Here is a 24414-nt window from a genome sequence, read left to right on the forward strand (position 1 = left end):
CGGGTTCAGGCGACGTCGAAGCCGGCGGACCGCAGCCGGTCGACGACGGCCGTGCAGTGCTCGTGGCCCTTGGTCTCCAGCTGGACGTTGACGAGGACCTGCGCGACGGTGAGCGACGTGTCGGTGCGCGTGTGCTCCACCTGGACGATGCTCGCGCCGGCGGCCGCGATGACGTCCAGGAGCCCCGCCAGGGACCCGGGCCGGTCGTCGATGCACACCCGCAGCTGCAGGTAGCGGCCGGCGGCGACGAGACCGTGCTGCACCACCCGCAGCAGGAGCAGCGGGTCGATGTTGCCGCCGGTGAGCACGGGCACGATCGTGCCGGGCAGGGAGCCGGGCTCGGCCGCCAGGACGGCGGCCACACCCGCGGCGCCGGACGGCTCCACGATCTGCTTGCCCCGCTCGGCGACGAGCAGCAGGGCGCGCGACATCTCCTCCTCGGACACGGTGCGCACCTCCACGCCCAGGCGCTGCAGCACCTCGAACGGGACGTCACCGGGCAGGCCGATCGCGATGCCGTCGGCCATCGTCGCCCCCAGCCGTCCCGCGAGGGGGTGCCCCGCGGCGAGCGACGCCGGGTAGGCGGCGGCCGTCTCGGCCTGGACGCCGACCACCTTGACGTGCGGTGCCGCCTCCGCGAGCACGGTGGCGATGCCGGCCACGAGACCGCCGCCGCCCAACGGGACGACGACGGTGCCGACGTCGGGCACCTGCTCCAGGATCTCGAGGGCCACGGTGCCCTGGCCCGTCACGACGTCCAGGTGGTCGAACGGGTGGATCAGCGTGCGGCCGGACCGGGCCGCCTCCGCGCGCGCCGCCACCAACGCCTCGTCCACGCTGTCGCCGACCTGGCGCACCTCGGCCCCGTAGCCCCGCGTGGCCGCGAGCTTGGGCACGGAGGCGTCCACGGGCATGTAGACGATCGCGTGGATGCCGAGCATCTGGGCGGCGAGCGCCACGCCCTGCGCGTGGTTGCCCGCGCTGGCCGCGACGACGCCGCACGCCTTCTCCTCGTCCGACATCCGGCTCAGGCGCGTGTACGCGCCGCGGATCTTGAACGAGCCGGCGCGCTGCAGGTTCTCGCACTTGAGGACGACGGGCGCGCCCGCGGCCTCGCTCATGGCGCGGAACGCCTGCACCGGGGTGCGGGTGATGACGCCGTCGAGCAGCTGTGCGGCGGCGCGGACGTCGTCGAGGGTGACGCGGTCGATCGGGGGGTGCTGTGCCACTTACCTGTTCTCTCCTGCCGGGCCCACGTCGGGCGAGGCAGGGGCGTCGGTCGTGGTGCTGTCCGAGGCGCCCGTCGTGCCCGTCGTCTCCTGCGACGACGTCCGTCCCGACCAGAGCAGGGTACCGGGCAGCTGGGGGCGTCGGCGCAGCAGCGGCACGTGGTCCTCGGTGCCGAGCTCGGGGAACTTGTCGTGCCCGTTCAGGTACAGCAGGATCGTGTTGAGCACGGCCGCGAGAGGCACGGCGAACAGGGCCCCGACGATGCCCGCGGCGAAGCTGCCGGCGGCGACGACGAGGACCACGGCCACGGGGTGCAGCGACACCGCGTGCCCCATGAGGAACGGCTGCAGGATGTGGCTCTCCGCCTGCTGCACCAGCAGCACGATGCCGAGCATGATGAGGGCGGCGACCCAGCCGTTCGCCACCAGGACGACGGCGGTGGCGATGGCCCCGGTGACGATCGCACCGATGATCGGCACGAACGAGCCGACGAAGACCAGGATGCCGATCGGGAGCGCGAGGGCCGGGACGAAGAACGCCGACCCCACGCCGATGCCCACGGCGTCGACGAAGGCCACCAGGATCTGGGTCCGCACGTACGCGGACAGGGTGACCAGCCCGCGCCGCCCGGCCTGGTGCACCTGCTCCCGTGCCCGCATCGGCAGCAGGTTGACCAGCCAGGTCCAGATGGTGCGGCCGTCGAGCAAAAAGAAGATCGTGCAGAAGAGGGCGATGAGCGCCCCCACGAGGACGTGGCCCACGGTGGTCGCGGCGCCGAGCGCGCCGGAGACCAGCCCTGAGCTCTCGACGAGCGAGCCCTGGAGCTGTTGCCCGTAGTCGGAGAGCTGCTTCGCGTCGAGCTGGAGCGGACCTTCGGCGAGCCACGTCGTGAACTGCTTGAAGCCGGCGACGGCCTGGTCGGCGAGGTCCTGGAAGCCGCCGACGATCGAGGTTCCTGCCAGCGTGACGAGCGCGCCGACCAGCACGATGAGCCCGATGATCGACAGCGCCGTCGCGAGTCCGCGGCTCACGTGCCACCGCTCGAGGGTGCGGCGCACGGGCGCGAGCAGGATCGTCAGGAGCAGCGCGATCGCGACGGGGACGACGATCGTCTTCAGCGCGGCCAGCAGCCACAGCAGGGCTGCGACGGCTGCCGCGATCAGCAGGATCCGCCACGACCAGGAGGCCGCGGCGCGGATGCTCAGCGGGACGGCGTCCGCGCCGGAGGGAGAGGTGCGTTCCGAGCTCACGAAGAGACTTTAGGCCGCGCAGGATGGCGGCGCGCGAGGGCCACGCCCGGCACGCCGAGGGTGCCGAACAGGTGGTTGTGCACCCCCATGGACGCTCAGAACGTGCGCAACCGCCTGTTCGGCACCCGGTGGCCGGGTTCTCAGGACGGCGGACGGCGCTTCTGCGGGTAGGGCGTCTCGCCACGCTCGAGCATCGCGACGTACTTCGCGACGTTGCGCTCTCGCGCCTGGGGCGTCTTGAGGGTGCCGAGACGGTGCAGGATCGCGAACCTGTTCTGCGAGGTCAGGACGTCGAACTGGGCCGACGCCGCCGGGCTGGCCGCGAGCGCCGCGGCGAGGTCGGTCGGCACCTCCGCCCGTGCGGGGCCGTGATAGGCGTCGTCCCAGCGCCCGTCTGCCTTGGCGGCGTCGATCTCCGCCTGCCCGCGGGGCCGCATCCGACCTTCGTCGGTGAGACGGGCGACGATCTCCTGGTTGCGCACCGACCACCGGCTGCGTGCCCTGCGGGGGCAGAACCGCTGCAGCATCGTGTCGGCGCCCAGGCTGCGCATCTGCGCGTCGATCCAGCCGCTGCACAGTGCCTCGTCGAGCGCTGACGCGTGGGTGAGCGTCGTGGGTGCCGGGCGTCCCTTCTTCGCGAGCACCAGCCACGCGCCGTCGGGGCAGGAGTCCTCGTGCTCGTCGAGCCACGCCCGCCATGCCGCGGGGTCGGGCAGCACGAGCTGCTCCGGGTCGTCCCTGCGAGTTTCGGCCATGCCGGGACGGTAGCGCCCCGTCGACCGGGCGTCACGAGGGCACGTGGGCGCGTGGGGAACACCGGTGCCCCCGGCGTCGTTGCGCCTACCGGGACGGCTACGTCCCGATCAAGGAGGTAAACGCGATGAACTCGATCTTCGACCAGCTGCTCGGCCGCTCCGGCAAGACCACGATGGTGGCGCCGGAGGCCGCGCTCCCCGGGCGCGAGTCGCCCGTCCTGCCCGCCGCCCGCCCGCACACGGTGCTCGGCACGTCGATCGTCGGCCCGTGGCCTGAGGGGACGCGCGTGCTGTACCTGGCGATGGGCTGTTTCTGGGGAGCCGAGGAGATCTTCTGGCAGGTGCCGGGTGTGGTGAGCACCGCCGTCGGGTACATGGGCGGCACGACGCCGAACCCGACGTACGAGGAGGTGTGCACGGCGCGCACGGGGCACACCGAGACCACCCTGGTGGCCTACGACCCGACGAAGGTCTCCGAGACCGAGCTGCTCAAGATCTTCTGGGAGCGGCACGACCCGACGCAGGGCTTCCGTCAGGGCAACGACGTGGGTACGCAGTACCGGTCCGCCGTCTACTGGACCACGCCTGAGCAGGAGCAGGCGGTGCGCGAGACCGCGGAGAAGTATGCCGAGGTCCTCGCCGCCAAGGGCTACGACCCGATCACCACCGAGCTGCGTCCCGCCGTCGAGGCCGGACCGTTCTACTACGCCGAGGACTACCACCAGGAGTACCTGTCCGACGCGAAGAACCCGCACGGGTACCGCTGCCACGCCACGACGGGCGTCCCGTACCCGGACGCCGCCTAGCGAGCCCGAACGGGCGCCGGGACGAGGTCTCGTCCCGGCGCCCGTTCGTCTTTCTCAGGGGGCGGGTGTCACTCCGCCGCGGGGCCGGCCTCGGCGGTGCGGCGGCGGCGCCACACCAGTGCCCCACCGGCTGCCATCAGCGCGCCGGCCGCGGCCAGCAGCCCGGTGATGCCCTGCGCACCGGTCCGCGCCAGCTCCGAGGGGTCCGTGGAGTCGGTGGAGTCCGGGTACTGCGGGCCGGGCACCTGGTCCGCGCTGTCGCCGTCGGTCGCGGACGTACCGCCACCGGTGCCGGTGGTCGCCTCGCCCACGGTGAAGGTGACCGTGTCGGACGCCTTGTCGCCCGCGGCGTTGGTCGCGATCGCGGTCAGCGTGTACAGGCCGTCCGCCAGGGCGGTCGCGGGACGGAACGTCCAGTTCCCGTCCGCGTCGACGTTGGTCGTGCCGGCCACCAGGGTGCCGTCCGCGGCCACCAGCATCGCCACGCCACCACCCGTGCCCGCACCACCGGCGGTAGCCACAGACCGGCCGTTCAGGCTGATCGAGACACCCGGGGTGCCGACACCGGTGATCGTCGGACGGTTCGAGATCCCCGTCTGCCCGTCACGCGGCGAGGTGATCTCCACCATCACGTCCGACACACCGTCCGCAGCGCCCTGCGCCGACGCCGTGCCGCTCGCGGTACCCGACGCCGAGGCCGAACCACCCGACGACGCCGTGCCCGACGCCCCCGCATCCGAACCCGTGTCCGCAGCATTCGCGTCCACGTCACCGTGGTTGTCCGAGGTGCTGTCTGCCGCGTTCGAGTCCGTGTCCGAGCCGCTGTCAGCAGCGTCGGCGTCCACGTCGCCCTGCGTGTCCGCACCAGTGTCCGCACCGTCCGCGGTCATGTCACCCTGCGTGTCCGCACCCGTGTCAGCACCGTCCGCGGTCACATCACCCTGCGTGTCTGCGGTGCTGTCTGCCGCGTTCGAGTCCGTGTCCGCGCCGCTGTCGGCAGCGTCGGCGTCCACGTCGCCCTGCGTGTCCGCACCAGTGTCCGCACCGTCCGCGGTCACGTCACCCTGCGTGTCCGCACCCGTGTCCGCACCGTCCGCGGTCACGTCACCCTGCGTGTCCGCACCCGTGTCCGCACCGTCAGCGGTCACGTCACCCTGCGTGTCCGCACCCGTGTCCGCACCGTCAGCGGTCACGTCACCCTGCGTGTCCGCACCCGTGTCCGCACCGTCCGCGTTCACGTCACCCTCGGTGTCGGTGGTGCCCTGGGTGTCGGTGTCGTCCGGCGAGGCGAGCGGGATCGGCCCGGTCTGGGCACGCTGCGCACCCTCGGTCGCGGTGTAGTCGTCGGTGATCGACTGCTCCAGCGTGAGGACCGAACCCTCGGGGATCTCACCGGTCTGCTTCAGGCGGGAGGACCCGTTCAGTGCCGTGGACAGCGTCCACTCGTTCACATGCTCGCCGTAGGTCTGGGTGACGGTGTAGGTGTGGGTGCCGTCCCCGTTGTCCTTGACGGTGCACGACGCGGTCCCCAGGCCGCCCTCGAGCTCGTCCTCGCCGAACAGGTTCCCCTCGGTGGGGCACTGGTCGGCGCCCGCGAACGGGCCGTCCAGCTCCAGACCGACCGGCATCGTCAGCGTGCGCGTGAGCACCTGACCGTGCTGCAGCACGATCGGGGTGTCCGACGTCGCGTTCGGGTACGTGCTGTACGTGAACTCCCCGGTCGATCCCGGCCCCGTGAACCCGTCGCCCTCGTCCGAAGCCACCGCGAGGTGGTAAATCCCGTAGTCCGTCACCTGCTCCCCCGACTGCGCCTGGACCACCGCACCCGCGCCGTTCCCCGTGGTGGCGGGAGCGGCAGCAGCGGACAGAGCAGCGCCGCCCGAGAGGGCCAGCGCACCCGTGGCCAGGGTGGCCACGACCAACGGCAGGGTGCGCCCGGGCCGCTTCCCCCTCGTGAGCGAGGACGCCGACGTCGTCGGTGGGATGGAGGTGTGGTTGCTGTGCGTCATCTCGGTCCTTCAGCTTGAGGTCATCGACACGCGAGCCGGCCGAGCGCACCACCTTCTCTGGAACACCGGCTAACGGATCGCAGCACCACGCTCTCAGCCGAATCGGGGCCGTGTGGCCGGATTGCAGAATTCGCACGCACTTTCGGAGGTGTCGGTCGTCACTGCGCGGTCGGACCTCCTGTCATGCGAGCACGCGCCAGGATCTTTGCACGTCAACGCGCCTCCACCTGCCCCGGGTCGGCATGAAGGGCCCCTTTCGAGATCGGCTCCGCGCATGCGTCGACCCATGTCCGACCCCTTGGCGCGACGGGCGACGTCCAAAGCCCGACGACATCGACGCCGCATCGATACAAATTCGCAATTCGCGACCGTTTCTGAAAGAAATAGAGGCCCCTGAATGAAATGGCGCGGCAGTCCGCCTCCACGCTCCATGCACCGCGCTCGGTGCCGAGCGACTCAGCGTGCGCACTGGTCGCGGGTGTGGAATGAGGCCATGACCGACAGCGACACGCGCCCCCTGCCCGACGACGTCCCGCACCGCACCGCCGGGGACGGCACACCGATCCCCGCCGTCGGCTTCGGCACCTACAAGCTCAGGGGTGCCGACGGCGCCGACACGATCGCTCGTGCGATCGACGCCGGCTATCGCCTGGTCGACTCCGCGTTCAGCTACGAGAACGAGGGCGCCGTCGGCCGCGCCGTCCGCGCCGCGTCCGTGCCGCGCGACGAGCTGCTGGTCACCTCGAAGCTGCCCGGCCGCCGGCAGGCCTACGCCGACGCCGTCGCCACGGTCGAGGAGTCCGTGTACCGCAGCGGTCTCGACCACCTCGACCTGTACCTCATCCACTGGCCCAACCCGCGGCTCGGCCGGTACGTCGAGGCGTACCAGGCGCTCGTCGACTGCCGCGAGCGCGGGCTGATCCGGCACGTCGGCGTCTCCAACTTCCTGCCCGAGCACCTCGACGCCGTGATCGAGGCCACCGGGGTCACGCCGGTCGTGAACCAGGTGGAGCTGCACCCCTACTTCCCGCAGGCCGAGCAGCGGGCCGCGGACGCCGAGCGCGGCATCGTCACCGAGGCGTGGAGCCCGATCGGCCGCGCCAGCGCGCTGCTCGCCGACCCGGTGGTCGCCGAGGTGGCCGCCGCCCACGACGTCTCGCCGGCTCGCGCGATCCTGCGCTGGCACGTGCAGCTCGGCGTCGTGCCGATCCCCAAGGCGTCCAGCCCGGAACGACAGGCCGACAACCTCGACCTGTTCTCGTTCGCGCTCACCGAAGAGGAGATGGCCCGCATCGCCGGCCTCGGCCGGCCCGACGGCCGGACCAACGACCAGGACCCGGCGGTCTACGAGGAGCTCTGAGCCTCGACCACGTCCGGCGGTGGGCCGGACGACGGCCAGGGCAGGCGCGACAGCGTCGGAGGTGGGTGCGACGATCGTCGGGTGCTGCTCGCCGAGCTGGTCGCCACACATGCCGCCGTCGCCGCGACGCGCTCGCGCCTGCGCAAGCGCGAGCTGCTCGCGGACGCGCTGCGCGCCGCAGCACCGGGCGACGAGGTGGAGGTCGCCGCCGCGTTCCTGTCCGGTCGCCCGCGGCAGCGCCGCACCGGGCTCGGCTGGCGCACCCTCGGCACCTTGCCGCCGCCCGCCGACGGGCCGACGCTGAGCCCGGCGGACGTCGACGCCGCCCTCGACCGGCTCGAGCGCCTCACGGGCGCCGGGTCGCAGGCCGCGCGGCGTGGCGCGGTCGACGAGCTGTTCGGCCGTGCGACCGCGGACGAGCAGGACTTCGTGCGACGCCTCGTGCTCGGGGAGCTCCGGCAGGGTGCGCTGGACTCCCTGCTGCTCGACGCGATCGCCGCCGCAGCAGACGTGCCGCTGCCGGTGGTGCGCCGCGCCGCGATGTTCAGCGCCCTCACCGGCCCGATCGCCCGAGCCGCCCTCGACGGTGGCGCCGCGGCACTGGAGGCGTTCCGGCTCGAGCCGGGGCGCCCGGTGCGGCCGATGCTCGCCGCGTCGGCCCCCGACGTCGCCGCCGCGCTGGAACGGTTCGACGGCGCGGCGGTCGCCGCCGACACCAAGCTCGACGGCATCCGTGTGCAGGTGCACCGCCGCGGGGACGACGTCGTCGTGTTCACGCGGTCCCTCGACGACGTCACGGAGCGCCTGCCGGAGGTCGTCGCGGTCGCGCGCTCCCTGGACGTGCGCGCGGTGGTGCTCGACGGCGAGGCGCTCGCGCTCGACGACGCCGGCCGGCCGCGTCCCTTCCAGGAGACGGCGGCGCGCACGGGCAGCCACGACGCCGAGGCGGGCAGCGCCACCGTGCCCCTGACGGTGCGGTTCTTCGACGTCCTGCACCACGACGGCACCGACCTCATCGACGCGCCTGCGTCCGAACGTCTCGCCGTGCTCGACCGGGTGCTGCCCCCTGAGGTGGTGGTGCCTCGCCTCGTGTCCGCCGACGTCGCCGAGGTCGAGCAGTTCTTCGCCGACACCGTCGCCGCGGGACAGGAGGGTCTCGTCCTCAAGGACCTCGCCGCCCCCTACGCCGCCGGTCGACGCGGTGCCGGCTGGGTCAAGGTCAAGCCGCGGCACACGCTCGACCTCGTCGTCCTGGCCGTCGAGTGGGGCTCCGGGCGCCGGCAGGGCTGGCTGTCGAACATCCATCTCGGCGCGCGCGACCCCGACACCGGGGGGTTCGTCATGCTCGGGAAGACCTTCAAGGGCATGACCGACGCGACGCTCGCATGGCAGACCGAGCGCTTCACCGAGCTCGCGACGTCGCCCACGGACGGCTCGTCGTACATCGTGCAGGTGCGCCCCGAGCAGGTGGTGGAGATCGCCTTCGACGGCGTGCAGCGCTCCACCCGCTACCCCGGCGGCATGGCGCTGCGGTTCGCGCGAGTCGTCCGCTACCGCGACGACAAGACCGCCGCCGAGGCGGACACGGTGGACACCGTGCGCGCCCTGGCGGCGGCCTTCACCTCGGGGAGCTGACCCCGGTCGTCAGCTCGCGCGGCGCTGGCGGACCCAGAGCAGCGCGCCCGCGCCGGCGCCCAGCAGCGCGACGGCCGCCATCGCGATCCCGAGGACCTGCGCCCCGGTGACGGGCAGCGACTCGGGCGCCTCCACCGCAGCCTGCTCCTGCACCCGGCCCAGGGTGCCGCCGCTGGTGTCCGCGACGGTCTCGTCCGTCGGCGGCGTGTCGTCCGCGTAGTCCGCGCCACCCATGCCGGGGGTCTCGTCGTCCGCGGGGGCCGTCGCCAGGGGGGTCGAGGACGGCGACGGGGTCGGCTGCTCCGGCTGCTCCGGCGTGCTCGGCGTCTCCGGCGTGCCCGGCTGCTCGGGCGTCCCGGGCTGCTCCGGCGTCCCGGGCTGCTCCGGCGTGCCCGGCTGCTCGGGCGTCCCCGGCTGCTCCGGCGTGCCCGGCTGCTCCGGCGTACCGGGCTGCTCGGGCGTGCCCGGCGTCTCGGGCGTGCCGGGCGTCTCGGGCGTACCCGGCGTCACCGGGGGCTTCGGCGCGTCCACGTAGGCGACCGCGTAGTGGCTGATCGCCTTGCACTTGCCCCCGGTCGGGTAGGCGATCGTCAGCGTGGCGACAGGCTCGTCGAGGACGACGATCTTGGGGCCCTCCCCCTGCTTCGCCGAGCCCGACTTGATGCAGTACGCCGAGATGAGCTTGCCCTCGGGCGCGACCAGGTCGACGGTGAGCGGGTCGCCGGTCGTGTTCGTCTTGGCGACGTCCATGTCGGGGCAGGTGTCGCCGTCCCAGGACCGCGTGTCCGCGGCCCAGCCGAACGTCGTGTCGCCGGCCGCCGCCGAGCCGCCGTCCCAGTGCGCGCCGTTGCGGGTGTCGTCGACCCCCTGCCACTGGCCCGAGGGCGTTGCCGAGGCGGGAGCGGCCACGGCGAGAGAGGCGAGCAGGAGCACGGAGGCTCCGAGGACGGCAGGAGTGCGCACGAGTATTCCTCTGGGCAGGCGGGATCGACCGCAGCGACGGACGCCGGAATGCTAGCGAGTCCGATTCATCCGTGGAAGGGTGAAATTTCTGGAGATTCACCCCAACCTGCCCATTGGTGCGGTTCAGCGCCTTCCGCGCCCTCCTCGACCCCTCCCCTGCCCGGGCTTCCCGCCGCCGCGCGGGCGTCGCGCAGGGGGCTGCTTGCCCCCGCGGCCGCCCTCGCGCCGCCCCGCTGCCCGGCCCGTCCGCCCCGCGTCCGCGGCACCCCGCGAGGGCTCCGCCGCCTCGCCCCGGTCGCGCCCTGCCCTGCCCCGCGAGCTGTTCACGGTGCGGCCGCGCACGATCCCGATCATCTCCTCGACCAGCTCGCGCTCCTCGTCGGAGAGCCCCTCCACCAGCCAGGCCAGGCCCACCGGCGCACCCGGGCCGCCGTCGAGCACCCGGGACGTGACGTCCTTGCGGTGGTGCAGCCGCGCGAGGGACATCGGGACGACGGCGACGCCCACGCCTGTCGCCACCCACTGGATCGCCTCGGCCGTGGTCGCGGGGCGCAGGTCCTCGGTGGACCCCGGGTCCGCGGACGTTGGCGCGCGCCCCGGGACCGGCCCGCCGTCCGCGAACAGCACGTCGTCCATCGGCAGCCACACGACGTCGTCCGCGAGGTCGTCCGCCGTCACGACCTCGTCCTCGGTGGTCGCGGCGATCAGGTGGTCGCGCGACACGACGACGACCGGCACCTCCGTGTAGAGCGGGATGGCGTGCAGCACGTCACCGTCCACCGGCAGGCGCAGGACCGCGGCGTCCACGCGCCGGTCGACCAGCGCGGCAGCCGCGTCGGCCGCCTCGACCTGCACGAGCTCCAGCCGCACGTCGGGGAGCCGGTCGCGCCAGGTGCCCGCCCAGCGTCCCGGGGTCGCGCCCGGTACGTAGCCGAGCCGGAAGACCGGCGCGTCGTCCGGCACCTCGGGGGTGCTGTCAGGGCCCTCGCCCGCCGGGTCGTCCACCTGGTCGTCCGCCTGCTCGGTCACGTGACCAGGCTACGTGGGCGCCGCGCACGGGCCGTCGCGACTACGCTGGGGCCCATGGCCGGAACCCCCTTCTCCCAGCAGGTCCTCAAGCCGATGAACGCGGCGAAGAAGCTCGGGGTGTACCTGCCCGCCACCCCGCCCGAGTTCCAGGAGCACGGCGTCACGCGCGCCGAGCTCGAAGAGCTCGAGAAGAACCCCCCGCAGTGGCTCGACGACCTGCGCCGTCAGGGCCCGCACCCGCGGCCCGTCGTCGCCGGCCGCCTCGGCATCTCCATCGCGGGCCTCGCGCGCGGCGGCGTCACCGAGCCGCTGACCACCGAGCAGATCGACGAGCTGCGCGACGACCCGCCCGCCTGGCTCGTCGCCGAGCGCGAGACGGCCGCGAAGGTCCGTGAGGAGGAGGACCGGGTGGCGGAGAAGGCCGCCGAGCAGGCCGCGCGCGAGGCGCGCCGGTCCCGCTGACCCTCTCCCCGTGACGCTCAGGGCGCCGGCTGCACCCGGTCCGTGTGACCGAGCGAGAGGTCAGGCGCGACGGCGTCCCGGACCGCCTTCTTGAGCGGCGGGATCTCCGGGAACCCGCCGCCCGTGGCGCGGTCCCACAGCAGGACGACCTCGCCGCCGTCCCCGGGGTCGAGCTCGACCCGGAACACCCCGCCCGTGCCCGGCACCAGCGCGACCTCGCCGAGGCGCGTCCGGAACGTCTGCAACAGCTCCTGCGCCACCCATGCCGCCCGCATGAGCCACCGGCACTGGGTGCAGTAGGTGATCGACACGCGCGCGGTCGACGCCGGCCCCGGCACATCGGTTCCGGTCGCCTCGCTGGCTTCGCTCATGGCGCCAGGGTAGGGCGCCGTCGGGCAGGACCGTCTGCGTCGGGGAGACTGGTCAGGTGCACCACACTCCCGAACCTGACGCCACGCCCGATCCCACGCTGCCCGCCGACCCCGCCGTGCGGCTCGCCGCGGTGCTGGGCGCGCTGACCCCCTGGCCGGAGGACGGCGACCGTGCGGACGGGCCCGTCGCCGTCGACGCCACCGACCGGCTGCTGCTGGACGAGGCGGCCCCGCTGCTCGCGGCCGCCGGGCCCGACGACGTCGTCGTCGTCGGCGACCGGTTCGGTGCGCTCACGCTCGGCGCGCTCACGCTCGGCCCGGCGACGGTCCGCGCATCCACGGACGCCGTCACCGCCGAGGCCGCCCTCCAGCACCACCGCGGTGAGCCGCTCATGGACGCCGTCCGGGGAGACCGTCCCGAGGTGGACGTCACCAGCTTCGACCACCTCGAGGCGGGGCTGTTCGAGGGCGCGCGCCTGGTGCTGATGCAGCTCCCGTCGTCGCTCGCCGAGCTGACCGAGATCGCCGAGGCGATCGCCCGGGTCGCCGCGCCCGACGTCACCGTCCTCGCCGGCGGTCGGGTCAAGCACATGACGCGCTCGATGAACGAGGTGCTGGGCGCGTCGTTCACCGACGTCCGTGCGAGCCTGGCGCGCCAGAAGTCCCGGGTGCTCGTCGCGTCCGGGGTGCGCCCCGAGGCGCGCGACGCCGCACCGGCCTTCCCCGCGCGCGCCGTCCTGCAGGACGCCGAGCTGCTCACCGCGGGAACCCCTGCGGGCGGCTCGACGCCCTCAGGCGTCACCGTCGTCGCGCACGGCGGCACGTTCGCCGGCCCTGCGCTGGACCTCGGCACCCGCTTCCTGCTGACGACCGCCGGCAAGTGGCCCGCCGCCGACCGCGTGCACGACGCGCTGGACCTGGGCAGCGGCACCGGGCTGCTCGCCACCGTGCTCGCGCTGCGATACCCCGACGCCCGGGTGGTCGGCACGGACCGCTCCGCCGCGGCCGTCGCGTCGACCCGCGCGACGGCCGAGGCCAACGGCGTCGGCGACCGCGTCGTCGTGCTGCGGGGTGACGCGGGCGAGGACCTGGAGCCCGCGAGCGTCGACCTGATCCTGCTCAACCCGCCGTTCCACGACCGGTCCGCGGTCCGGACCGACGCGGCGCACCGGATGTTCCGCGCAGCGGGGCGTGCGCTGCGCCAGGGCGGCGAGCTGTGGTGCGTCTTCAACACCGCGCTGCACTACCGGCAGGCACTCACCCGCTCCGTCGGGCCCACCGTGCACATCGAGCAGAACCCGAAGTTCACCGTGACCCGGTCCCGCCGCCGCTGACGCGCACGGCGAGGTAGTCCCGGACACCGCGAGGTAGCACCACGCACGGCGAGGTAGTCCTGCCGCACTCGTGCGGCGACTACCTCGCCGTGTGCAGGACTACCTCGCCGTGTGCAGGACTACCTCGTCGCGGGCCGAACTACCTCGCCGTCCGGATCAGCGCACGCCGACGACGTCGACCACGAAGACGAGCGTCGCGCCGCCCGGGATGCCGGCCTGCGGCACACCGCGCTGGCCGTAGCCGTGCTCCGACGGGATGGACAGCAGCACGCGGTCGCCCACGTTGCGGCCGACCAGGCCCTTGTCCCAGCCGCCGATGACCGCGCCGACACCGATCGGGAAGTCGATGGTCTGGCCGCGGTCGTAGGAGTTGTCGAACACGCCGCCGCCCCAGGTCTGCCCGAGGTAGTTGACGACGATGGTGCGGCCGGCGTCGACCACCGGGCCGGTGCCCTCTTCGAGCACCTGGACCTGCAGGCCGGCGGGGGCGTCACCCTCGGGGAACGTGATCTCGGGCTTGTCGCCGAAGCCGCCGGTGGCGGTGGGGAGCGTGGTCACAGGGGTACCTCGTCTTCGTCGGGGGCCGCCGCGGGTGGCCGGGCGGCAGTGCGCCGTCCAGCCTACGCGGCAGACGGTGACGACGACCCGGCGACGTCGCGCAGCGCGGCGAGCGCCGCGCGCACCGGCGGGGTGTCGGCGACGGCGTCCTGGACGAGCGCGTAGATCGACCGCACGGGCACCGGGCGGGTCACGGGCACGGCCACCGTGCCCGCCGCCGGGCGCACGGACCCGAGCGCGGGGAGCACGGTGATGCCGATCCCGGCGGAGACGAACGCGACAGCCGTCGGGTAGTCGTGCGCCTCGACGGCGAACGTAGGGCTGAAGCCCGCCGCACGGCACGCCTCGAGGAGGTTGCGACGGCACCAGCCCCGGGCGAAGTCGTTGTCGATCCAGCGGTCGCCGACCAGCTCGGCCAGCTCGATCTCGTCACGCCCCGCCAGCGGGTGGTCCTCGCGGACGACCGCGACGTACGGGTCGTCGAGCAGGTGGTGCGCGGTGGTCCCGGCGGCAGGACGGAAGTCGGGCTGCGCGACGGCGAGCTGGAGGTCGGCCCTCCGCGACGCGTCCGCGGGGATCTCCTCGGTGAGCTCCAGGTCGAGGCGCACGCCCGGGAAGCCCGCGGTGAGGGTGCTGACCACGGCCGGGAGCCAGGCCGAGCCGACGGACGCGAAGTAGGCGATCGACAGGCTGCCCGACCGCCCGGAGCGCAGGTCGGCGACGAACGTCTCCACCTCGCCCAGCCGTGCGAGCAGCCCGTCGGCCTGGGCGGCGAGCGCCTGGCCCGCGGCGGTGGGGCGGACGCCGCGGCCGTGCCGAGCGAGCAGCTGCAGCCCGGTCTCGCGCTGCAGCGCCGCGACGTGCTGGCTCACGGCCGAAGGCGTGTAGCCGAGGTTGCCGGCCGCGGCGGCGACGGAGCCGCTCGCGACCACGGACCGGAAGACGCGGAGACGGTGGACGTCGAGCATGTCGCGACACTACAGCGAGACTGAAGCGTTCGGTAGATATCAGAACTGGTGCTGATGCGTCGTCGCAGGGCACGATCGGCACATGGCCCTTCCCGACGCCCGACCGGCCCCCGTCCTCACGCCGTCCTCCGCTCCCCCGGTGGGCGCAGCCCGCGTCGGCGCGCTCACCGTGACGGCGATGGCGGTCACCGTCGTGCTGTGGGCGTCGGCGTTCGTCGGCGTCCGCGCCGTCGGCCACGACCTCGACGCCGGCGCGCTCACCCTCGGCCGGGTGGCCGTGGGCACGGCCGCCCTGACCGTCATCCTGGGGATCGCCCGCCTCCGCCGTCGAGCGCCCGTGCGCCTCCCCCGGGGCCGGATGCTCGTGCTGGTGCTCGCGTGGGGCGTCGCGTGGTTCGGCGCCTACAACCTCACGCTCAACGCCGCCGAGCAGCACCTCGACGCCGGGACCACCGCGCTGCTGGTCAACATCGCGCCGATGCTCGTCGCCGTCCTGGCGGGCTTCCTGCTGCGCGAAGGGTTCCCGCGGCGGCTGCTCGCAGGCATCGCCGTCGCGTTCACGGGCGTCGTCGTCATCGCCGTCGCGACCACGTCGGGCCGTTTCGACGTCGCCGGCGTGGTGCTCGGGCTCGCGTCCGCCGTCCTGTACGCCGGCGCCGCGACCCTGCAGAAGCGCCTGCTCCCCCATGTCGACGCGCTCACCATGACCTGGCTCGGCTGCCTCGCGGGCACGGTCGCGGCGCTGCCGTTCCTGCCCGCCCTCGTCTCGCAGGCGGCTGCGGCCCCGACGTCGTCCCTGCTCGGCGTCGTCTACCTGGGGATCTTCCCGACGGCGATCGCGTTCACCACCTGGGGCTACGCCCTCGGGCGCGTGAGCGCGGGGCGCGCGGCAGCCTCGACGTACGCCGTGCCCCCGCTCGTGGTGCTGCTGTCGTGGGCGCTGCTCGACGAGGTCCCCGCGCCCGTCGTGCTGCTGGGCGGGGTGCTGGCGCTGGCCGGTGTCGCCGTCGCGACCCTGCCCCGCCGCCCCCGACCTGTCAGAACCAGGTGACGCCCTAGCGTGACGCGGTTCTGACAACTCTCGGGCCGCGCCAGCTGTCAGAGCCAGGTCCCGCTCTGGCAGCACGTGGTTCTGACAGCTCGCGGGTCAGAGGGCCGCGGCCTTGCGCTCCAGCACCCCGCGCTCGCGCGCGTTGCCGCACAGGCGGGCGGCGAGCTCGAGCTCTCCCCGCGCCTCGGCGCGCCGGCCCAGCCGCGCCAGCAGCTCCCCGCGCACCGAGGGCAGCAGGTAGGAGCCGGACAGCACCTCCCGGGCGACCAGCTCGTCCACGACGGCGAGCCCGGCCGCCGCTCCGCTCGCCATCGCCACCGCGACAGCGCGGTTGAGCTCGACGACCGGCGACGGCGCCACCCGGCCCAGCGCCTCGTAGAGCAGCACGATCCGCTCCCAGTCGGTCTCTGCCACCGAGCGAGCCGTGTCGTGCTGCTCCGCGATCGCGGCCTGCAACCCGTACGGGCCGAGGCCGCGCCCCGCGGCGACCGCCGAGGCGAGCGCGTCGCGGCCGCGCCGGATCGCCGACCGGTCCCACCGCCGCCGGTCCTGGTCCTCGAGCAGCACGGGCGCACCGTCCGGCCCGGTGCGTGCCGCGAACCGCGCCGCGGTGAGCTCGAGCAGCGCGAGCAGCCCGTGCGCCTCGGGCTCGTCCGGCACCAGACGGGTCAGCACGCGCGCGAGCCGCACCGCCTCGTACGCGAGGTCGGGGCGCATCCAGTCGTCCCCACCTGACGCCGTCGAGCCCTCCGAGAAGATCAGGTAGAGCACCTGGAGCACCGAGCCGAGGCGTTCCGGCCTGTCCTCGACGGAGGGCACCTCGAACGGCACCCGTGCCGCGGCGAGCGTCTTCTTCGCGCGCGTGATGCGGGCCTGCACGGTCGGCACCGGCACGAGGAACGCGCGCGCGATCTCCTCCGTGGTCAGGCCGCCCACCACGCGCAGGGTGAGGGCGATCCGCGCCTCCTTGGCCAGCACGGGGTGGCAGGAGACGAACAGCAGGGCGAGCCGGTCGTCCTCGATCCGGTCCGGGTCCCACAGCAGGTCGTCGTCGCCCGCCATCGCGCCGGGTGCTCCGGTGACCGTGCCGCCCTCCCCGAGGTCGCGGGCGAGGGCGGCGTACCGCTCGTCACGCCCCGACCGGCGCCGGAACGCGTCGATGGCCCGACGGCGCCCGGTGGCGAGCAGCCACGCGGTGGGATCGCGCGGCACGCCGTCGCGAGGCCAGGCGACCAGCGCCTCCGCGAGCGCCTCGGACGCGACGTCCTCGGCGAGCGCGAAGTCGTTCGTGTACCGCGCGAGCGCGCCGACGATCCGGCTGGACTCGATGCGCCAGACCGCCTCGACCGCACGACGAGAGGCCGCGCCACCGTCGGCGCGACCCTCGTCGTGCGGCACCGGGGCGCTCACTGGCCGCGCTGCGCCTGCTCCTCGCGCCAGCCGACCTCCTTCTGGATCCACTCGTCGTCCTGCGGGAAGTCCTCGGGCCCGTTGACGCGGCGCACCTCGAGCTTGGTGCCCGGTCCGCTCAGGGGGGCCCGCTTGGCCCACTCGATCGCCTCCTCCTTGGTGGCGACGTCCACGATCCAGAAGCCGTTGAAGAGCTCCTTGGTCTCGCCGTAGGGGCCGTCGGTGACGACCGGCGTGTCGGTGGAGAAGTCGATGACGGCGCCCTCGGAGGCGTCGGACAGCCCCTCGCCGGCGGCCAGCACCCCGGCGTCCATCATCGACTCGTTGTAGCGGCCCATCGCCGCGATGACCTCTCTGAAGTCGAGCTGCTCGTAGGCAGCCTGACCCTCGTCGGTCCCGCGCATGATCAGCATGTACTTCGGCATCGTCGTCGCTCCGTCCGGTCGTGGGTGGTCTGTTGGGGGTGGTCGGGTCGTCAGCTCAGAGCTGGTGGGTGCGCTCGCGCCAGGCACGCTCCCGGCGCACCCACTCGTTGTCCTGCGGGAACTCGTCGATCGACGGGATGCGGCGGATCTCGGCCTTCATCCCCGGGCCGGCGAGCGGTGCCTTCCGCGCCCAGGCGACGGCGTCGTCGATCGTGTCGACGTCGAGGATCCAGTAGCCGTTGAACAGCTCCTTGGTCTCGCCGTAAGGCCCGTCGGTCACCACCGGCTCGGCGCCCGAGTAGTCGACGACGACCCCCTTCTCCGGCTCCTCGAGCCCCTCGGCGGCGACCAGCACCCCCGCCTCGATCAGCGCGTCGTTGTAGCGGCCCATCCGCTCGAGCATGTCGTCGAAGCTGAGGCCGGACTCCTGGAACGCGCGCTGCGCCGCGTCGTCGGACCGCATGATCAGCATGTACTTGGCCATCGTCGTGCTCCCTGTCGTGTGCGCGGGTCGCCCTCCTGGCGACCTTCTCATCCCCAGGTCGAACGGGGCACGACGGGATCGACACGGGCGGAGAACTTTTTTCGAGGAACCTCTTGCGCCGTCCGGCTAACGGCATTAGCTTTGCGGCTATGGACATCAACTCCACCACGACGGTCAAGTACCTCTCCCGCCCCGAGGGGCGCCTCGCCTACACGGACGCGGGCACCGGCCCGCTCGTGGTCGCGGTGCCCGGCATGGGCGACCTGCGCTCCACGTACGACGACCTCGTCCCCGCGCTCGTCGCGGCAGGGCACCGGGTCGTCGTCGCCGACCTGCGGGGCCACGGCGACTCGGACACCACGTTCACCACCCACGGCGACGTCGCCACCGGCACCGACCTGGTCGCCCTGGTCGAGCACCTCGACGCCGGCCCGGCAGTGCTGGTCGGCAGCTCCATGGGCGGGTCCGCCGCCGTCTGGGCCGCCGCGGAGCGCCCCGACCTCGTGCGCGGGCTCGTGCTGATGGCGCCGCACCTGCGGGAGCTCGGCTCCCCCGCCCAGCTCCGCACCAACCGCCTGCTCTACCGCGTCCTCTTCGTCCGCCCGTGGGGCGCGGCGGCGTGGGGCTCGCTGTACACCTCGATGTTCGCCAAGGGACGCAAGTCGCCGCGGCACGCGCAGCATGTGGCCGAGATCCGGCGCAGCATGTCCGACGCCGCCCACCTGCGCTCCTTCCGCGACCTTGCTGTCGCGCTCGACCACTCCGTCATCGAGCCGCTCGTCTCTCGCGTCCAGGCGCCGTCGCTCGTCGTCGTCGGGGAGCTCGACCCCGACTACAAGGACGCCGGGGCCGAGCTCGGCCGCATGCGCGACGCGCTGGGCGGCAGCGAGCTCCTGGTGCCCGGCGTCGGCCACTACCCCCAGCACCAGGCGCCCGACGTCGTGACCCCCGCCGTCCTCGACTTCCTCGCGGGCCTCCCCGCGGCCGACGGGAGCATCCGCGACGAGGGCGCTCGTGCCTAGGGCCGGGCTCTCGCGCGACGCGGTGGTGCGCATCGCGCTGGAGCAGGTGGACGCGGGCGGGCCGACCGGTCTGGCAGACCTCACCCTCGCGAAGGTCGCCGCCACCGCCGGGGTCGCCACCCCGAGCCTCTACAAGCACGTGGGCTCGCTGGCGGCGCTGCGCCGCGACGTCGCGATGGCGATCCTCGACGAGCTGACCACGGCGAGCGCCGCCGCGACGGTCGGCCGGGCGGGCCCCGACGCCCTGCGCGCCCTCGCGCACGCGTGGCGCGACTACGCCCTCGCGCACCCCGGCCGCTACGCCGCCACCCAGCTCGCGCCCGACCCGGACGACCCCGAGGACGCCGAGCACCGCACCGCCGCAGCCCGCGTCGTCGCCCTGGTGGGGGCCGTGCTGCGCGGCTTCGGGCTGCCCGACGACCGGACGGTCGACGCCGTCCGGGCGGTCCGCGCCTCCGTGCACGGCTTCGTCACCCTCGAGGCCAGCCGCGGGTTCCGGCTCCCCGAGGACCTCGACCGCAGCTTCGACGCGCTGGTCGACATGCTCGTCGCCGGTGTCTCCGCCCTCGCCGACGCGCCGTCGGCCGCCTCCCAGGAGCCGTCATGACCGCCGCACCGCACCCTGCCGCCCCCCGTGCGACTCCGACCGCGGGGCCCGGCCACGGCGTCGGCTCCCCCGCGGTGGCACGCTGGACCGCCGCGGGCGCGGTCGCGGCGGGCGTGCTCCTGCTGCTCTTCCCCGTGCTGCGCCCCTGGCCCGACGAGTCGGTGCCGTCCGTCGCGCTCGCCGAAGGGTTCGCCTCCGACCGCTGGGTGCTGGCGCACCTGTGCGGGATCGCAGGGCTCGGGATGCTCGCGCCCACGCTCCTCGGCGTGCGGACGCTGCTGCGCGGCCGCCCCGGCGCCCGTGCGGCCACGGCGGCGGTCGTGACGGCGTGGGCCGGCGCCGGCATGGCCGCCCTGTACTACGGCGCGGAGATCTTCGGCATCCGCACCCTCGCCCAGGCCGCGCTGCGCACGGGCGACACGGCGCTCCTCGCCGAGGCCGACGCGCTGCGCGAGCAGCCCGCCGCCATGACTCTCTTCGGCGTCGGGCTCGCCCTGCTCGCCGCGGCCGGTGTGCTCACCGCCGTCGCGCTGTGGCGCGGCGGGGCGCGGCCCCGGTGGTCCGGCGTCCCGCTCGCCGCCGGCCTGCTGCTCTACCTGCCCCAGTTCTTCGGGACGCCGGCCGTGCGCGTCGGGCACGGTGTCCTCATGGCCGCCGGCCTGGGCCTCGTGGCGTGGGCGGTGCACCGCCTGGCAGCGCCTGCGCCGGTGAGCGAGACGGTCGCGGCATGACGACGGCCGGCCACCCCGTGGGGTGACCGGCCGTCGGCCGAGTGCTCGTCGAGCGTCAGTCGCCGCCCCGCAGGATCGCGAGGATGCGCAGGATCTCCAGGTACAGCCAGACCAGCGTGACGATCAGGCCGAACGCGGCCGACCAGGCGAACTTCGCCGGGACGCCCTGCTCGACACCACGCTTGATGGAGTCGAAGTCCATGATCAGCGACGCGGCGGCGAGGCCGACGGCCACCAGGCCCACGATGATGCCGATCGGGCCGGAGCGCAGGCCCCACTCCCCACCAGCGACGTTCGTCCACATGAGGACGACGTTGACCAGAGAGAACGCCAGGTAGCCCACCATCGCGATGAGCAGCCAGCGCGTGAACTTCGGCGTGACGCGCACCTTGCCGGACTTGAACAGGAACAGCGCGGCGCCGAAGGTCGCCATCGTCGCGACCACGGCCTGCAGCACGACCGACGTCAGCGGCTCACCCGAGCTGCCGACGGCGATCTGCGCGAACGCGATGCTGATGCCGCCGAGGAACACGCCCTCCGCCACCGTGTACGCGATGATGAGGGCCGGGCTCGGGTTCTTCTTGAACGCGTTGACCAGACCGAGCACGAGCCCGGCGATCATGCCGATCGGCCAGAGGCCCGGTGCGAAGTTCCAGGTGACCGCGGCCACCACGACGAGCAGCGCGAGCAGCCCGCCGGTCTTGATGATGACGTCGTCGTAGGTGAGGCGCTTGGTGTCCGCCGTGGTGGCGGACGGCGCCTGGTACATGTTCTCGAGCGACGCCGCGTCCGCGGCCTGCGCGCCGGTGCTGCCCGCGGATCCGGCGCCGTAGGCGGCCTGCCCGTACTGCGGCTGGGCCGTCGCGGTGCCGCCGGGCCGGGCCCCCTGACGCGCGCCGTTGCGGCGAGGCTCGCCGAAGACGTCGCTGTTCGAGAAGACGGGGTTGCTCATGAACTCCTCCTGGTCGCGGCTGCCGGGTGCCCGACGACGGGACGTCGCGCGCGCAGTGCCGGGTCGCTGGCCGTGCGATCCATCGTAGGGAACGCTTCCGGGTCGCGATAGGTTCCCGGCCCGCCGACATCCGTCAGCACGCCACGCCCGTCAGCACGCCACGCGCTGCCGCCGCCGTGACCGCGTCACCCGCGAACACCCCGGTGCCGGTCACCGGGTGCGGCTGCCCGTCGTCCCCGCCGAACGCGCCCCCCGCCTCCGCGACGATCAACGACAGCGGCGCGTAGTCCCACACCTTGCCCCCGACCTGGACGGCGAGGTCGAGCTCGCCGGCCGCGACGAGGAGGGCGCCGTGCACGCGCCAGCCCGTGACCTCCACGACCCCGGCGACCCGGTCCACCTCGGCCCGGTAGCGGTCGGGCACCATCTCGACCGGCGGCAGCACCGCGGTCCGGGCCGACCGGAGCGACGCCGGCGGCGCCCCGACCCGCAACGGCCGCTCCGCCGTCACGACCCCGTCGACGACGTCCGCGACGAACGCGCCCCGGCCCCGCGCGGCGTACCAGACCTGGCCCTGAGCGGGCACGATCACGACGCCGACGGTCACCTCACCGTCCTCCTCGAGCGCGACCAGGGTCTGCCACCGGTCGTCGCCCTCGACGAAGACGAGCGTGCCGTCGATGCCGTCGAGGATCCAGCGCCGGCGCCCGGTGCCGAGCTCGCCCGTCTCCTCCCCGAGGAACGCGTCGTCCGGGCGGCCGGCCAGGAGCACGCGCCGCACCTCCTGCTCCACCGCGAGGTCGGCCTCCGTCACGACCGACCCGTCGACCTTCCGGTCGCGCGCGAGGTCCTGCACCTGCGCGAAGTACGCCATCCCCCGTGCTGCACCCGCCAGCGCCGCGCGCAGCGCCAAGGCGAGGTCGTCGGGCTGCGGGTCGGGCTGCGGGTCGGGTCGCGGGTCGGGCTGCTGGCGGAGGCGCATGGCCCAGAGTGTCCCGCACCCGCCCGGATCATTCGCCCTGCCCATGACGACACGCCGACCCGCACGTAGGCTCGGTCTCGACCACTCCCGTGACGAGGCGGCCGGGACGGCACCCGACATGACGACCCCGGGGGCGACATGATCGAAGCACAGGGCTTGACCAAGAGGTACGGACCGAAGCTCGCGGTGGACGACGTGTCGTTCACCGTGCGGCCAGGCGTGGTGACGGGCTTCCTCGGCCCGAACGGCGCCGGCAAGTCCACCACGATGCGCATGATCATGGGCCTCGACCGGCCCACGGCGGGCACGGTCACCGTCAACGGCCGCCCGTACGCCGAGCACGCGGAGCCGCTCGCCCAGGTGGGCGCGCTCCTCGAGGCGAAGGCGGCACACCCCGGTCGCACGGCGCGCCAGCACCTCCTGGCCCTGGCCGCCACGCACGGGATCTCGCCCGCCCGGGTGGACGAGGTCGTCGAGCTGACCGGCCTCGCGCCGGTGGCCCGCAAACGCGTGGGCGGCTTCTCCCTCGGGATGGGCCAGCGGCTCGGCATCGCCGTCGCGCTGCTCGGCGACCCGCGCACCCTCATCCTCGACGAGCCGGTGAACGGCCTCGACCCGGAGGGCGTCCTGTGGGTGCGCAACCTGGCCCGCTACCTGGCGGGCGAGGGCCGCACGGTGTTCCTCTCCTCCCACCTCATGAGCGAGGTGGCGCTCACCGCCGACCACGTGATCGTCATCGGCCGCGGCCGCATCCTCGCGGACACCCCTGTGCAGGACCTCGTCGACGGGGCGTCGCGGCACGTGGTGCGCGTCCGCTCCCCGCAGGCGGCCGACCTCGGCGACGTCCTCCGGCGCGAGGGCGCCGACGTCGTCCCGGCCGACGACGGCGCCCTCGAGGTGACCGGGCTCGACGCCGCCCGGATCGGCGAGCTCGCCGCGGCCGGAGGCGTCGTCCTGCACGAGCTCACGCCCGTCTCCTCGACGCTCGAGGAGGCCTACCTGGAGCTGACCGCGGACTCCGTGGAGTACCAGACCGAGTCCCTGGCCGGTGCGGCGCCCCCGACGGCGGACGCCGGCGCGACGACGGACGGAGCACCCCGATGACCACGGCCACCGCACCGCCCCGCGGGCCCGCGCCCGCCGTCGTCGTCCGTCGCGTCTCGTTCGGCCGCGTGCTGCACGGCGAGTGGATCAAGTTCCGCACCCTGCGCTCGACGGTGTGGACCGTGGTGATCACCGCCGTCGTCATGGTCGGGCTGGCGCTCATGATGGCCGCGATCGTGCGCGCGGCGACGCAGACGCCCGAGATGTCCGAGGGCATGTCCCAGGACCCGGGGCTCCAGGCGATCGGGCTCAACGGCACCACGATCGTCACCTTCGGCTACTCGTTCGGGGCGCTCGCCGTGGGCGTGCTGGCCACGCTGATCGTCACCAGCGAGTACTCGACGGGCACCGTGCGCTCGACGTTCGCGGCCGTGCCGCGCCGCCTGCCCGTGCTCTGGGCCAAGCTGGTCGTCATCGTCCTCACCACCGCGGTGGTGGTGAGCGCCGCCCTCGCGATCGCGTACGTCGCGACGGCGCCGCTGCTCGAGGACGCCGGCATGAGCGTGGACCTCTCGGACTCCGAGCAGGTCCGCGCGCTGGCCGGCTGCGTGCTCTACCTCGCCACGGTGGCGGCGTTCGCGATGGCCGTCGGCACCCTGATGCGGCACAGCGCGGGCGCGATCTTCACGATCGTCGCGATCTTCTTCGTCGTGCCGCTGATCTTCAACATCGTGGTCCAGGCCTCCGACGCGGCCTGGACCGACTGGGTCAACAAGCTGCTGCCGAGCGTCGCCGGCGAGCGCGTCATCTCGCGCGGCCTGCCGACGGACGCCCTGCTCGACCCCTGGGTGGGCTACGCCGTCCTCGCCGGGTACACGGTGGTGCTGCTCGTCGCCGCCGCGATCACGCTCAAGCGCCGCGACGCCTGAGCCCCCGTCGTTGTGGGTACGGAAACGGCGTGAATTCCCCCAGGAAT

General features: G+C 73.9%; 25 protein-coding genes. 11 read left to right on the forward strand and 14 right to left on the reverse strand.

The genetic code is table 11. The annotated features are described in order from the left end of the window. Nucleotides 1-5 precede the first annotated feature (5 nt). The 3 genes from ilvA to ACWGKI_RS14260 form a co-directional block, all read right to left on the reverse strand. Entirely contained in the window at nt 6-1229 is a 1224-nt protein-coding gene (gene ilvA, locus ACWGKI_RS14250) for a threonine ammonia-lyase (RefSeq protein ID WP_452187848.1), read from the reverse strand. Then, on the reverse strand, nt 1230-2480 hold the full coding sequence (locus ACWGKI_RS14255) for an AI-2E family transporter (protein ID WP_380244162.1): 1251 nt from the start codon (nt 2478-2480) through the stop codon (nt 1230-1232). A gap of 140 nt (nt 2481-2620) precedes the next feature. Next, nucleotides 2621-3235 (reverse strand): YdeI/OmpD-associated family protein, encoded by a 615-nt coding sequence (locus ACWGKI_RS14260; RefSeq protein ID WP_452187851.1) that lies wholly within the window; start codon nt 3233-3235, stop codon nt 2621-2623. 125 nt (nt 3236-3360) lie between these two features. Between ACWGKI_RS14260 and msrA the strand changes: the two genes are divergently transcribed. Continuing rightward, nucleotides 3361-4041 (forward strand): peptide-methionine (S)-S-oxide reductase MsrA, encoded by a 681-nt coding sequence (gene msrA, locus ACWGKI_RS14265; RefSeq protein ID WP_452187853.1) that lies wholly within the window; start codon nt 3361-3363, stop codon nt 4039-4041. A 68-nt stretch (nt 4042-4109) separates the two neighbouring features. Here msrA and ACWGKI_RS14270 read toward each other — a convergent pair whose 3' ends face one another. Beyond that, a complete protein-coding gene (locus tag ACWGKI_RS14270; RefSeq protein ID WP_452187855.1) occupies nt 4110-6050 on the reverse strand; it encodes an Ig-like domain-containing protein in 1941 nt (646 codons plus the stop codon). 493 nt (nt 6051-6543) lie between these two features. Here ACWGKI_RS14270 and ACWGKI_RS14275 point away from each other — a divergent pair, with 493 nt between their 5' ends. Further along, entirely contained in the window at nt 6544-7410 is an 867-nt protein-coding gene (locus ACWGKI_RS14275) for an aldo/keto reductase (RefSeq protein WP_452187856.1), read from the forward strand. An 81-nt stretch (nt 7411-7491) separates the two neighbouring features. Beyond that, complete coding sequence (locus ACWGKI_RS14280; RefSeq protein WP_452187858.1) at nt 7492-9045, forward strand: ATP-dependent DNA ligase; 1554 nt, start codon at nt 7492-7494, stop codon at nt 9043-9045. 9 nt (nt 9046-9054) lie between these two features. Here ACWGKI_RS14280 and ACWGKI_RS14285 read toward each other — a convergent pair whose 3' ends face one another. Together ACWGKI_RS14285 and ACWGKI_RS14290 are read right to left on the reverse strand one after the other, a co-directional pair. Next, nucleotides 9055-10008 (reverse strand): hypothetical protein, encoded by a 954-nt coding sequence (locus ACWGKI_RS14285; protein WP_452187860.1) that lies wholly within the window; start codon nt 10006-10008, stop codon nt 9055-9057. Between the two features lie 123 nt (nt 10009-10131). Beyond that, on the reverse strand, nt 10132-11037 hold the full coding sequence (locus tag ACWGKI_RS14290; protein WP_452187862.1) for a LysR substrate-binding domain-containing protein: 906 nt from the start codon (nt 11035-11037) through the stop codon (nt 10132-10134). A 54-nt stretch (nt 11038-11091) separates the two neighbouring features. On the opposite strand from ACWGKI_RS14290, the gene ACWGKI_RS14295 reads away from it, so the two are divergent. Beyond that, nucleotides 11092-11499: a DUF5997 family protein gene (locus tag ACWGKI_RS14295; RefSeq protein WP_380244485.1), complete on the forward strand. Its 408-nt coding sequence runs from the start codon at nt 11092-11094 to the stop codon at nt 11497-11499. A gap of 17 nt (nt 11500-11516) precedes the next feature. On the opposite strand, the gene ACWGKI_RS14300 is transcribed toward ACWGKI_RS14295, so the two are convergent. Next, the gene (locus ACWGKI_RS14300) at nt 11517-11870 is read right to left on the reverse strand and encodes a SelT/SelW/SelH family protein (protein ID WP_452187864.1); all 354 of its coding nucleotides are present in this window, start codon (nt 11868-11870) and stop codon (nt 11517-11519) included. Between the two features lie 56 nt (nt 11871-11926). On the opposite strand from ACWGKI_RS14300, the gene ACWGKI_RS14305 reads away from it, so the two are divergent. After that, nucleotides 11927-13204 (forward strand): class I SAM-dependent methyltransferase, encoded by a 1278-nt coding sequence (locus ACWGKI_RS14305; protein ID WP_452187866.1) that lies wholly within the window; start codon nt 11927-11929, stop codon nt 13202-13204. A 156-nt stretch (nt 13205-13360) separates the two neighbouring features. On the opposite strand, the gene ACWGKI_RS14310 is transcribed toward ACWGKI_RS14305, so the two are convergent. Continuing rightward, nucleotides 13361-13762 carry an FKBP-type peptidyl-prolyl cis-trans isomerase gene (locus ACWGKI_RS14310; RefSeq protein ID WP_380244482.1) on the reverse strand — a complete coding sequence of 134 codons (402 nt, stop codon included), beginning with the start codon at nt 13760-13762 and terminating at the stop codon, nt 13361-13363. Between the two features lie 62 nt (nt 13763-13824). Next, nucleotides 13825-14730, reverse strand: coding sequence for a LysR family transcriptional regulator (locus ACWGKI_RS14315; protein WP_380244481.1), 906 nt, complete (start codon nt 14728-14730; stop codon nt 13825-13827). An 82-nt stretch (nt 14731-14812) separates the two neighbouring features. Here ACWGKI_RS14315 and ACWGKI_RS14320 point away from each other — a divergent pair, with 82 nt between their 5' ends. Further along, complete coding sequence (locus ACWGKI_RS14320; protein ID WP_452187868.1) at nt 14813-15781, forward strand: DMT family transporter; 969 nt, start codon at nt 14813-14815, stop codon at nt 15779-15781. 96 nt (nt 15782-15877) lie between these two features. Here the strand turns inward: ACWGKI_RS14320 and ACWGKI_RS14325 are convergent, their stop codons facing one another. Genes ACWGKI_RS14325 through ACWGKI_RS14335 form a run of 3 tightly spaced genes read right to left on the reverse strand, consistent with a single transcriptional unit; the run spans nt 15878 to nt 18100 of the window. Further along, nucleotides 15878-17191, reverse strand: coding sequence for an RNA polymerase sigma factor (locus ACWGKI_RS14325; RefSeq protein WP_452187870.1), 1314 nt, complete (start codon nt 17189-17191; stop codon nt 15878-15880). Continuing rightward, complete coding sequence (locus ACWGKI_RS14330; protein ID WP_380245551.1) at nt 17188-17616, reverse strand: YciI family protein; 429 nt, start codon at nt 17614-17616, stop codon at nt 17188-17190. The genes ACWGKI_RS14325 and ACWGKI_RS14330 overlap by 4 nt, the downstream gene beginning before the upstream one ends. A gap of 55 nt (nt 17617-17671) precedes the next feature. After that, the gene (locus ACWGKI_RS14335; RefSeq protein ID WP_380245550.1) at nt 17672-18100 is read right to left on the reverse strand and encodes a YciI family protein; all 429 of its coding nucleotides are present in this window, start codon (nt 18098-18100) and stop codon (nt 17672-17674) included. Nucleotides 18101-18249: 149 nt separating this feature from the next. Between ACWGKI_RS14335 and ACWGKI_RS14340 the strand changes: the two genes are divergently transcribed. The 3 genes from ACWGKI_RS14340 to ACWGKI_RS14350 are packed head-to-tail and all read left to right on the forward strand — an operon-like array spanning nt 18250 to nt 20460. Continuing rightward, nucleotides 18250-19122, forward strand: coding sequence for an alpha/beta fold hydrolase (locus ACWGKI_RS14340; protein ID WP_452187873.1), 873 nt, complete (start codon nt 18250-18252; stop codon nt 19120-19122). Then, nucleotides 19115-19729 carry a TetR/AcrR family transcriptional regulator gene (locus tag ACWGKI_RS14345; protein ID WP_380245548.1) on the forward strand — a complete coding sequence of 205 codons (615 nt, stop codon included), beginning with the start codon at nt 19115-19117 and terminating at the stop codon, nt 19727-19729. The genes ACWGKI_RS14340 and ACWGKI_RS14345 overlap by 8 nt, the downstream gene beginning before the upstream one ends. After that, on the forward strand, nt 19726-20460 hold the full coding sequence (locus ACWGKI_RS14350; protein WP_452187875.1) for a hypothetical protein: 735 nt from the start codon (nt 19726-19728) through the stop codon (nt 20458-20460). The genes ACWGKI_RS14345 and ACWGKI_RS14350 overlap by 4 nt, the downstream gene beginning before the upstream one ends. A gap of 55 nt (nt 20461-20515) precedes the next feature. On the opposite strand, the gene ACWGKI_RS14355 is transcribed toward ACWGKI_RS14350, so the two are convergent. Together ACWGKI_RS14355 and ACWGKI_RS14360 are read right to left on the reverse strand one after the other, a co-directional pair. Beyond that, complete coding sequence (locus ACWGKI_RS14355) at nt 20516-21412, reverse strand: Bax inhibitor-1/YccA family protein (protein ID WP_452187877.1); 897 nt, start codon at nt 21410-21412, stop codon at nt 20516-20518. Between the two features lie 133 nt (nt 21413-21545). Continuing rightward, on the reverse strand, nt 21546-22394 hold the full coding sequence (locus ACWGKI_RS14360; RefSeq protein WP_452187879.1) for an inositol monophosphatase family protein: 849 nt from the start codon (nt 22392-22394) through the stop codon (nt 21546-21548). A gap of 138 nt (nt 22395-22532) precedes the next feature. Here ACWGKI_RS14360 and ACWGKI_RS14365 point away from each other — a divergent pair, with 138 nt between their 5' ends. After that, on the forward strand, nt 22533-23498 hold the full coding sequence (locus ACWGKI_RS14365) for an ABC transporter ATP-binding protein (RefSeq protein WP_452187881.1): 966 nt from the start codon (nt 22533-22535) through the stop codon (nt 23496-23498). Next, complete coding sequence (locus ACWGKI_RS14370) at nt 23495-24367, forward strand: ABC transporter permease subunit (RefSeq protein ID WP_380245511.1); 873 nt, start codon at nt 23495-23497, stop codon at nt 24365-24367. Before ACWGKI_RS14365 ends, ACWGKI_RS14370 begins: the two co-directional genes overlap by 4 nt. Nucleotides 24368-24414: the final 47 nt, after the last annotated feature.

The organism is Isoptericola sp. NPDC055881 (genome assembly GCF_053615895.1).

What these genes read in the sequence shown, in the direction of transcription:
- ACWGKI_RS14275 (WP_452187856.1), top strand. Translation starts at nt 6,544, where the DNA reads ATGACCGACAGCGACACGCGCCCCCTGCCCGACGACGTCCCGCACCGC.
- ACWGKI_RS14295 (WP_380244485.1), top strand. Translation starts at nt 11,092, where the DNA reads ATGGCCGGAACCCCCTTCTCCCAGCAGGTCCTCAAGCCGATGAACGCG.
- ACWGKI_RS14350 (WP_452187875.1), top strand. Translation starts at nt 19,726, where the DNA reads ATGACCGCCGCACCGCACCCTGCCGCCCCCCGTGCGACTCCGACCGCG.
- ACWGKI_RS14320 (WP_452187868.1), top strand. Translation starts at nt 14,813, where the DNA reads ATGGCCCTTCCCGACGCCCGACCGGCCCCCGTCCTCACGCCGTCCTCC.
- ACWGKI_RS14270 (WP_452187855.1), bottom strand. Translation starts at nt 6,050, where the DNA reads ATGACGCACAGCAACCACACCTCCATCCCACCGACGACGTCGGCGTCC.
- ACWGKI_RS14330 (WP_380245551.1), bottom strand. Translation starts at nt 17,616, where the DNA reads ATGCCGAAGTACATGCTGATCATGCGCGGGACCGACGAGGGTCAGGCT.
- ACWGKI_RS14360 (WP_452187879.1), bottom strand. Translation starts at nt 22,394, where the DNA reads ATGCGCCTCCGCCAGCAGCCCGACCCGCGACCCGACCCGCAGCCCGAC.
- ACWGKI_RS14340 (WP_452187873.1), top strand. Translation starts at nt 18,250, where the DNA reads ATGGACATCAACTCCACCACGACGGTCAAGTACCTCTCCCGCCCCGAG.
- ACWGKI_RS14355 (WP_452187877.1), bottom strand. Translation starts at nt 21,412, where the DNA reads ATGAGCAACCCCGTCTTCTCGAACAGCGACGTCTTCGGCGAGCCTCGC.
- ACWGKI_RS14335 (WP_380245550.1), bottom strand. Translation starts at nt 18,100, where the DNA reads ATGGCCAAGTACATGCTGATCATGCGGTCCGACGACGCGGCGCAGCGC.
- ACWGKI_RS14260 (WP_452187851.1), bottom strand. Translation starts at nt 3,235, where the DNA reads ATGGCCGAAACTCGCAGGGACGACCCGGAGCAGCTCGTGCTGCCCGAC.
- msrA (WP_452187853.1), top strand. Translation starts at nt 3,361, where the DNA reads ATGAACTCGATCTTCGACCAGCTGCTCGGCCGCTCCGGCAAGACCACG.
- ACWGKI_RS14315 (WP_380244481.1), bottom strand. Translation starts at nt 14,730, where the DNA reads ATGCTCGACGTCCACCGTCTCCGCGTCTTCCGGTCCGTGGTCGCGAGC.
- ACWGKI_RS14370 (WP_380245511.1), top strand. Translation starts at nt 23,495, where the DNA reads ATGACCACGGCCACCGCACCGCCCCGCGGGCCCGCGCCCGCCGTCGTC.
- ACWGKI_RS14300 (WP_452187864.1), bottom strand. Translation starts at nt 11,870, where the DNA reads ATGAGCGAAGCCAGCGAGGCGACCGGAACCGATGTGCCGGGGCCGGCG.
- ACWGKI_RS14365 (WP_452187881.1), top strand. Translation starts at nt 22,533, where the DNA reads ATGATCGAAGCACAGGGCTTGACCAAGAGGTACGGACCGAAGCTCGCG.